Source organism: uncultured Campylobacter sp., from assembly GCF_938045405.1.
In the GTDB taxonomy this organism is placed as follows: Bacteria; Campylobacterota; Campylobacteria; order Campylobacterales; family Campylobacteraceae; genus Campylobacter_B.
The window spans coordinates 1-8,616 of record NZ_CALIMW010000288.1 but is presented as its reverse complement, the minus strand read 5'-3'; the positions used below and the strand labels follow the sequence as shown (position 1 = coordinate 8,616).

Annotated in this window: 10 protein-coding genes; 7 read left to right on the top strand and 3 right to left on the bottom strand. The window is 47.1% G+C overall.

Annotated features, from left to right (window positions below; translation table 11 throughout):
• Positions 1-1,634: cytochrome c biogenesis protein ResB (locus tag Q0140_RS11820; protein WP_297964829.1), on the bottom strand; the 1,634-nt coding region annotated here is incomplete at its 3' end.
• Between the two features lie 317 nt (positions 1,635-1,951).
• Positions 1,952-2,443: a CreA family protein gene (locus Q0140_RS11815; RefSeq protein WP_297964827.1), complete on the bottom strand. Its 492-nt coding sequence runs from the start codon at positions 2,441-2,443 to the stop codon at positions 1,952-1,954.
• A 98-nt stretch (positions 2,444-2,541) separates the two neighbouring features.
• Between Q0140_RS11815 and Q0140_RS11810 the strand changes: the two genes are divergently transcribed.
• Genes Q0140_RS11810 through Q0140_RS11785 form a run of 6 tightly spaced genes read left to right on the top strand, consistent with a single transcriptional unit; the run spans position 2,542 to position 7,273 of the window.
• Positions 2,542-3,912, top strand: a complete 1,371-nt coding sequence (locus tag Q0140_RS11810) for a phosphomannomutase/phosphoglucomutase (RefSeq protein ID WP_297964825.1) — start codon at positions 2,542-2,544, stop codon at positions 3,910-3,912.
• Positions 3,909-4,154 (top strand): CmeU family protein, encoded by a 246-nt coding sequence (gene cmeU / locus Q0140_RS11805; RefSeq protein ID WP_297964823.1) that lies wholly within the window; start codon positions 3,909-3,911, stop codon positions 4,152-4,154. Before Q0140_RS11810 ends, cmeU begins: the two co-directional genes overlap by 4 nt.
• Positions 4,147-5,160 carry an alanine racemase gene (locus Q0140_RS11800; RefSeq protein ID WP_297964821.1) on the top strand — a complete coding sequence of 338 codons (1,014 nt, stop codon included), beginning with the start codon at positions 4,147-4,149 and terminating at the stop codon, positions 5,158-5,160. The genes cmeU and Q0140_RS11800 overlap by 8 nt, the downstream gene beginning before the upstream one ends.
• The gene (locus tag Q0140_RS11795) at positions 5,157-5,870 is read left to right on the top strand and encodes a LemA family protein (protein ID WP_297916495.1); all 714 of its coding nucleotides are present in this window, start codon (positions 5,157-5,159) and stop codon (positions 5,868-5,870) included. Before Q0140_RS11800 ends, Q0140_RS11795 begins: the two co-directional genes overlap by 4 nt.
• A 15-nt stretch (positions 5,871-5,885) precedes the next feature.
• Positions 5,886-6,479: a hypothetical protein gene (locus Q0140_RS11790; RefSeq protein ID WP_297964819.1), complete on the top strand. Its 594-nt coding sequence runs from the start codon at positions 5,886-5,888 to the stop codon at positions 6,477-6,479.
• Positions 6,476-7,273, top strand: a complete 798-nt coding sequence (locus tag Q0140_RS11785) for a TPM domain-containing protein (protein ID WP_297964817.1) — start codon at positions 6,476-6,478, stop codon at positions 7,271-7,273. The genes Q0140_RS11790 and Q0140_RS11785 overlap by 4 nt, the downstream gene beginning before the upstream one ends.
• A gap of 37 nt (positions 7,274-7,310) precedes the next feature.
• On the opposite strand, the gene Q0140_RS11780 is transcribed toward Q0140_RS11785, so the two are convergent.
• Entirely contained in the window at positions 7,311-7,532 is a 222-nt protein-coding gene (locus tag Q0140_RS11780) for a hypothetical protein (protein ID WP_297964815.1), read from the bottom strand.
• 86 nt (positions 7,533-7,618) lie between these two features.
• Between Q0140_RS11780 and Q0140_RS11775 the strand changes: the two genes are divergently transcribed.
• Entirely contained in the window at positions 7,619-7,777 is a 159-nt protein-coding gene (locus tag Q0140_RS11775) for a hypothetical protein (RefSeq protein ID WP_297964813.1), read from the top strand.
• Positions 7,778-8,616: the final 839 nt, after the last annotated feature.

Sequence of the window (8,616 nt, the reverse complement as noted above, 5' to 3'; positions counted from 1 at the left end):
GAACTTTGCGGCGCGAAATTTTCTGCGGCTGCATTTGAGGCGGAATTTTGCGAAGTAGAATTTTGAATCGTGGAGTTTTGTTCGGCATTTGCTGTGCTAGGATACAATGCGCTCAAGCTCAAAGCCAACGCGCCTACTAATGCCAATGCTGCGCCTTTAGTACCGCGTCGCGATTTTTTGGTGCGTTTTGATATGGAGCTTTCTGCGGAGCTTACGGGCACCGAGCTAGACACGGAATTTTTAGAATTTACATCTTTTTCTCGAGCAAGATGCGTATTTTCGCTGATTAAGCGCGAGAGCTTGAAAAAGCGCGAGCCCCGGTTGAAAAAGTTAAAAAACATCCCCACGCAAAGCAAAAAATAGCCGATGTAAGTTGGAGCTTTGCCGGGGTCTTTATTGACCGAAAGCACGGTACCACGCTCATCCGTGTCGTATGAGCTTTGGAAAAATCGGTATCCGCCGTAATCGAGCACGTGATTCATAAAAATATCATAATCAAAGCTCGTATTGCCGTCTTTTAACGTGATTTCGCTTTTATATCCAGAGGGCGAATTGGTGCCTGGATAGCGATCCATCACAAAGTCGCGAAGCGCGATTTTAAAAGGCAGATGAAGCATCTTTGGCGCCAAGGCTACGATGAAATTCTTATCTCCCACCTTGTAGCTAGCGCCATGCGAATCCCTAGGCACATAGATTTCGCGACTCTGCCCCGCAAAGCTTAACGTAGCTACTACGCCGGGCTCACCCGGTAAATTCGCAGCTACCGGAACAAATTTCTCGACCGCGGAGCTAAGCAGACTAACGGGGGCGAAATTTATTTCGTCAAAGCTGTAAAGCAAGAGATTGCCTAGCGGATTATCCTCGTTTCTCTTAAGCGGCGCAGTGCTCATATCAGCCATTTTAGTGGCGTTTATATCAAGACTTGAGTTTAGATAGAATTTGCCGTCTTTAGATTTTATGTAGATGAAATTCTTACTTTTAGGCTCTGCGTTAAAAGTGATACTAAGCTCGCCTATCTCCATGCTCTCGCCTGATTGCAAGGAGACATTTTGGCTGCCGACATTGTTTGAAAATAATAGCTCCACGCGCGCAGGAGCCTGCCCGGTCGGATCTTGCACCCATTTTAGCTCGCCATGTTCTACAAGCTCTTTAAATTTTAAATTTGCGATCCTGCCCTCTACGTCTAGATTGAGATCGAAGTTCATCCGTCCTGCGCCGTTTAAAAATTTGCTCTCATCGGCGGAGATAAACTCGCCATCGCTGCCTAAAGTAAGGAGCTGAACGACCTCGTCTTTGGTCGTTACGATCGAGCTTTCGCCGCCCTCTCTTATATGGATATTGCCCTCAAAGCCGAAATATCTCGTCAAAATTGCTCCAACAAGCATAAACAAAAAGCTTGCGTGAAAGATTAGCGCAGGCAGCGTGCGAAGCTTAATCATGCGGTAGCGATAGATATTGTAGGTTAAATTTATTCCCAAAAGCACCATCAGCGCGCCAAACCACGCAGTAGAATAAACCATCGCCCAAGCTACTTCCGTGCCGTAAGCGGTCTCTACGAAAGTGGCGATCGCACAGGCTAGCGCCAAAATCAGTAGCATCACTGACGCGCACTCCATACTAAAAAATGTCTTCATTGATTTCCTTTAGATTTACGAGGGTTTTCAAAATCGCGAGATTTTAGCAAAAATTGCTTAATTTTTCATTTTACGACTTACAACCTGCAAGCGCATCGTCCGCTAGCGTAGCGCGAATATGCGTTAAGATGCTTTAATAAAGCGGTAAAATTCTCTTCTTAGGCATTCGCTTAGGAATTTAACGGCGCGGATAAAATTTTATAAAATGCTACGGAATTTGGCGAAATTCTATTAAATTTCATGCGTCATCTCATCGCGTAATTTCTAATTTAGAATTCCGCTGCGATAAAATTCTATCTTTGCGGAATTCCTTATTATTATTTTTTGCCTTGGGCATATGCGAGCTCGCACACGTCGCCCACGGCTTGGTGGCACGGGATCGCCGAGATCGAGTTATTGGGCGAGCCGTCAATCACTTTGTCTGAATAAACCAAATAGATTAGCGAGCCCTGCAGCGCATCGTAAAGCCTGACTACATGGGTCTTTTTGAAGATCAACGAGCTGCGTTTTTCAAAAATATCCTCTTTTTTCAGCTCCTCTTTAATGATGATTTTAGGCGCTGTCTGCACGCACGACACAGAGGCTTCGGAGCGGTCCTCCTCCACGCCGATGATCTCTTTGGCACCGCCTTTTTTGGCGTAAGAGACGTAGCAGGTCACGCCGTCGATCTTAGGATCTTTAACCGCGATAACTTCGATGCGATCGTCTTTGCCAAAAATTCTAAACGAAGTATTTACGCTACCTACGAGCTCGTAATCGCCCGCGCAAGCAAAAGCCGCTAAAATCGCTGCTAGAATAAATTTTTTCATAATCATCCTTTGGAATTTTAGCGGCGATTTTATCATTTATAATATAAATATTAAGCAAGTTTTTATAAAATACCGCGATTTAAATTTAAAGGAATTTTATGATCGAAGATATCTTTAGAGAATACGATATTCGCGGCATCGTGGGCGAGGAGCTAAACGAGCGCAGCGTAAAAGCGATCGGCTTCGCGCTTGGCAAACATATCGCAAATCTCGGGCTTGAGCGCGTTAGCGTGGGATACGACGCCCGTCTTAGCGCGGATGAGCTTTTCGGCTATTTCGTAAGCGGGCTAAATTTTGCCGGGTTGCGGATTTATAATATCGGCTTGCTGCCGACGCCGGTGGGTTATTTTAGCGTATTTACGCATAAATTTAACGCAAACGTAATGATCACCGGCTCGCACAATCCCAAAAATTACAACGGCTTTAAGATCACGATCGGTACGGACAGCTTCTTCGGCGAGGATTTAAGGCGTCTTGGCGCGCAGGTGCGGGAGCTGATCGGTTCAAATTTTGAAATTCCGACCGATACAAGCGCCCAGAGGTACGACATCTTAAGCGAGTATCTAGCATATTTTGAGAAGGAATTTGCAGCGCTTAAAGGCTTTGCCGCGCCTTTTATCATTGACTGCGCAAACGGAGCCGCAGGCGTTACCGCTACTAAAATCATCGAAAGGCTGGACTTAAATGCCAAAATTTTATTTCCGCAGCCAGACGGCAACTTCCCAAACCACCACCCAGACCCCAGCGAAGAGAAAAATTTAGCAGATCTCAAAGCTGCGATGAAGCAAGACGGCGTGGCTTTGGGCTTCGGCTTTGACGGAGATGCCGATAGGATCGCCGTGCTAACTCCGCGCCGCAATATCAAAGGCGACGAGCTAGCCTGCCTACTGGCTCTAAACATGCACCGCCCGCGCATCCTAGGCGAGGTCAAATGCTCTCAAGCGATGTACGATACCATCGATAAGATCGGCAAAAGCTTCATGGGCAAGACCGGCCACAGCAATATCAAAAAGGCGATGAAAGAGCTAGGCATCGACCTTGCCGCCGAGGTTAGCGGGCATATTTACTTTAAAGAGCGATATTTCGGCTTTGATGACGGCGTATATGCGATGATGCGCGTGCTTGAGCTCGTAGCTAAAGGATATGATTTAGACGCCGAGCTAGACAAGCTGCCGCGGGTTTTTAGCACTGATGAGATTAAATTTAATACGAGCGAGGAGGCGAAATTTAAGATTATCGAGGCTCTTAAAGCTCAAATCCACGCAGGTATCGCGGAGCTGCCACCCATCCGCGATATTATCGAGATCGACGGCATCAGAGTGCGGTTTGATGACGGCTGGGCGCTCGTACGGGCAAGCAACACCACGCCTGTGATCGTAACTCGCTTCGAGGCCTCTAGCCCTGAGTTTCGCGACGAGATGCAGCGCGTATTTTTAGGTAAACTAGAAAATTTAAAGGACCAGAGATGAACGAATCTGAAAAGCAAGAGGTTGAAAAAAATATAAAAGAGCTTTTGGCTGCGAGAGCGGAATTTTTTAAATTCTTAGATGAGCGCGTGCCAAAAATCGCGGATACCGACGTATTTGATTTCGAGCGCGCAGGCGCGGCTAGCTTGAAAGAAATTTACGCGAAATTCTACGGATACGACTACGCCGCGCGCAAGCTGCTGCCATATTTATACCGCACTTATGGGCTAAATTTCGATGTCTGAGATCATTTTAGATCGCGCCGCTTATGCGCACAATCTAGCGCAAATCGCCGCCAAAGTAGGTGAAGCGGAGCGAGTATTTTTGGTAGCCAAAGATAATTCATACGGTCATGGCTGCAGGCTTTGCTGCGAGGAAGCGGCAAAGCTAGGCTTTGTACGCGCCGTAACGCGAAGTGCTGCGGAAGCTGCGCAGATCGCGGATCTATTCGGCGAAATTTTAGTGCTTTCGCACATTCCGCGCGGGGACGAGGACGAGCGATTTTGCTACGCGGTAAATGATTTGAGCTACTTTACGCATCTTAAACGAGGGCTTAAAATTTATATCGCTGCAGATACTGCTATGCACAGAAACGGCATCGCTGCGAACGAGCTAGATGAGGCGCTTAGGCTATGCAAGCAGGGCGGATTTAAGCTTCGTGGCTTTTTCACACACTTTCGCGCAAGCGACGAGCTAAGTGGAGATTTTTTCGCACAAAGGCAAAATTTTATAGAATTTAAGCGTTTCGTGGGACACAAAGCCGCCGCCGCAGGCTTTGGAAATTTAAAATTTCATTCGAGCAACTCCGCAGCTATCGAGCGAAGTGCAGGTTTTGAGGACGAATATGTGCGCGTAGGCATGGCACAGTTTGGCTATCCTCAGTTTGACGAGAGCCTAAATTTACACCCCGTGCTAAAGCTCTATGCCGATCTGATCAGCTCGCGCGTGCTGAAAAAAGGCGAGCGCGTGGGCTACGGCGCGAAATTTGAAGCGCCACGCGATATAAAGATCGGCACATACGATCTGGGCTACGCCGATGGGCTATTTCGCTACGACGGCGAGGGCGAGCTAGCGCTTGCAAGCGGGCAAAAAATGCTCGGAAAAATGTCGATGGATAGTTTCTGCGCGGAATTTGGCGGAGAGCGAGTTTGCGTGCTGGACGACGCGCGGATTTGGGCAAAACACTTTGGCACGATCGAATATGAAATTTTAGTCAAATTAAATTCCAACATCCCAAGGAGATTTCAATGAAAGAGCTGCAAGGAGAAAATAACGAGCGTATAGGTTACGACGATAAAGGCTTATCCGCGCGAGGCGAGAGCTTTGGCGGAGGAGAGTATCCGCGCCAAAAAGGAGGGCTTCATATCTTAATCAAAGCTCTAATCGTCTTAGTGATTGCGGCGATTGCGTTTGCGATATTTGCAGTGCCGGTTTACAACAAGCTCGTAAGCAAAGATGAAGAAGTTAAGGCCGCGTGGAGTCAGGTGCAAAATCAATATCAGCGTCGCGCCGATTTGATTCCAAATTTCGTAGAAACCGTCAAGGGCTACGCTAGCCATGAAAAAGATACCTTAGAAGGCGTCATAAATGCCCGCGCTAAGGCAACCGCTGTCAATATCAATGCAGAAAGTTTAGCGCAAGATCCGGAGGCGTTTGCAAAATTTAACGGCGCCCAAGGTGAGCTTAGCTCAGCCCTATCGCGCTTGATGCTGGTAGTCGAGCGTTATCCGGATCTTAAGGCAAATCAGAATTTCGCCGAGCTGCAAAATCAGCTCGAAGGCACGGAAAACCGCATCGCCGTAGCGCGCAAGGACTACATCGCCTCGGTGCAGGAATACAACAAGCTAATTAGGACCTTTCCTACAAACATCATCGCGCGCATAGTAGGACTAGGCGGCGCCAAACCTAGCTTTAGCGCTGATAGCTCAAGCCAAAAAGCCCCTAGCGTCTCGTTTAAATAACGCTAAAGGCGGCAAATGCTAAGCGAGCAGTGCAAGCAAAAAATCCACGAGCTAATCACGAAAGCCGAAGCTGCAAGCGGTGCGCAGATCGTCTGCGTGGTCGCGCGCGAAGCAAGCGAGGACTGCGAAGCTAGCTATAGCGCGGCGGCAGTGACGGCGTTTGCGATCGGCATCGTTCTGTGCTTCGTGCCGCAAATAAGCAAAGCTGAGCTACTGCAGATCGTAGCGCTTAGCTTTATAGCGATTAAAGCTCTGCTAGCTAAATGCCCCACGCTTTTAACTATAATCACGCCTAAATCTCGCAGGCTTCGGCTTTCGGGTGAGTTTGCGATGCAAAAATTTTACGAGCGCTACGGCAGCGTAAAAGAAGCGATAATGTTTTGTGTTTGCGTCCGCGAGCGCTGCGCTCACATCATCTGCGGCGCGCGGGCGGCGGAGTTTATCTCTAAGGGTGAGTTTGAACGTATCACGACAGAATTTAACCCCAGCACGCAAGGTCTTGAGCCTGCCGTTTTAAAGGCGATGGACGCGCTGTGCGAGCTAGCCATGCGAGTGCCTAAAGATAGCGAAAATAACGAGATAGAAGAGACCTTGGTGGAGCTGCGATGAGAGTGGCTTGGAGATTTGCTTTTGCCCTGATGGCGCTATTTGTAATAAGCGTCGCCGCACCTAGCGAGTATCTAGCCCATCCAAACGGCACCGCCGTAATTGATGAGGCTGGTATTTTACGCCCAGCCGCGAGAGAGAGTCTGAATGAAATTTTAACGACTTTCGATAAAAATTCCACAAACCAGATCATGTTCATAAGCCTAAAATCGCTCGGCGGCTACTCTATCGAGGAAATAGGCGTAGAGCAGGCGCGCGCTCTTGGTATCGGGCAAAAAGGGCGCGACAACGGTGTACTGCTGCTTGTCGCTCCACACGAGCATAAAGTGCGTATCGAGGTCGGATACGGGCTAGAGGGCGTGCTAACCGATATGCGCGCCAAACGCATCATCAGCAATAAAATTCTGCCCTATTTTAGGCAGGGAGATTACGAAAGTGGCGTCATTAGCGGGATTTCGGCGATCATCAGCACGATCGAAGGCGGCGATATAAAATTTGATCCCCTTAACGCCAACGCGCAGCAGGATCCGAGTAACAAGGACTTTGCGATCTTTATGGTGCTTTTTGCGGTCTTGCTTTTTGCGATACTAAGCCGCCGCGTGACGCGCCTCAGAAGAAGCGACGAGGATATAATCTCGAGCGCAGACATCATAAGCGAAATCGCGCGCTCATCGCGCATGAGAGGCAACTCATCTGGGGATTTTGGCGGATTTAAAGGAAGTGGCGGTTTTAGCGGAGACGGTTTCAGTGGGGGCGGCGGAAGCTTCGGCGGAGGCGGTGCTAGCGGAAGCTGGTAGCCACAGAAATTTTATCAAAATTCCAAATCGTAGAATTTTATCTAAATTTTAAAATTTCAGAATTTCTAAATTCGGCTGCTGGTATAGAAAAACAACATGAGCGGCTTGTCGTTGCCTCAATCTTTAGCGTGCGCTCGGAGAGGTCAAACTTGGAGGCGAGCGAGGTGCCGTCGCTGCTTAGATGGTGCTTCCATCCGTCGCAGCCTGAGAGTAGCAGCGCGAACACGGCGGCAGCAACTTTTAAATTTAAAAATTTCATAATCTAAAATCCGTCCTTAAATCTGCTTTTAAAACTGCCAAATTCGCTTTTAAATTTGCGTTTGAAATTTTAAAATTCACGGCGCGATGTCTATTGGAATTTATATCATAATCTGCGTTAGAAATTATGTCGCGATCTGCATTAGGGCGTATGTCGTAGTAAGTCATACTTTGGTTTACGCCGTGATCCTTGACGAGATTTATGTCATAATCCGCGCTAGAATTTATATCGTGGCATATATTTAAATTTAAGTCTCGATCTGCGTTAAAGTTTATGCTTTGGCATGTGCTGCAATAATATGTTTAAGGCGTATGTTGCGATCCGTATCGTAATCCGCGCTAAAGTCTATGTAACGATTTGCCTCGCAATTTGTACTCGTAGCGTTTCGGTTTTTAAAATTTAAACTTTTAAAATTTTGATTTTTTAAATTTTTACCTACTCCGCTCGGTTTTGCGACGATGCTTGATCTTTCGAGACAAACGGCTTCGGCGGGAATGAGTAGCAAAGAGTTGCACCTGCTCGCGTGAGCTTTGTGCGGATCCAAAAAGAGCGCGGGCGGGCGATGAAATTTTTAAATTTTAACGTAGCTTTATTTTTTATCATGCGAGCCAAATTTTACGCACTCGAATTTTTGGCACCTTGTTTTTCGCCGCTTAAATTTTTAGCGTCCCGATCTTCGCTGCCAGAATTTTGCGAGGTGGAATTTCTAAAATTATATTTTTTTGATATTGGAATTTTCTGTAGTCGAAGCATTTGCGCCCGCATTTTTGCCATTAGAATTTTCGCCAATTAAATTTATTTTTTGGAGAATTTTAAATCCAAATTACGCGCCCTATTATTTCATCACGTCATCACGAGTTATTTACGTAAAATTTCACCTATTAAAAATTTGGACGCAAAATTCCACCTGCGAAATCTCGATAAAATTTTGCCATTAAATTACGAAACGAAATTCTACCTCGCAATTCCACCGCTATTTCTTAGCGATTTTATAGTAGCCGTCCTCAAAAACGACCTTGCCAGCATCCGCAAGACGCTTTAAAAGCTGCGCGCTTTTTTCGTCAAACATCGCCTCCACGTCGCT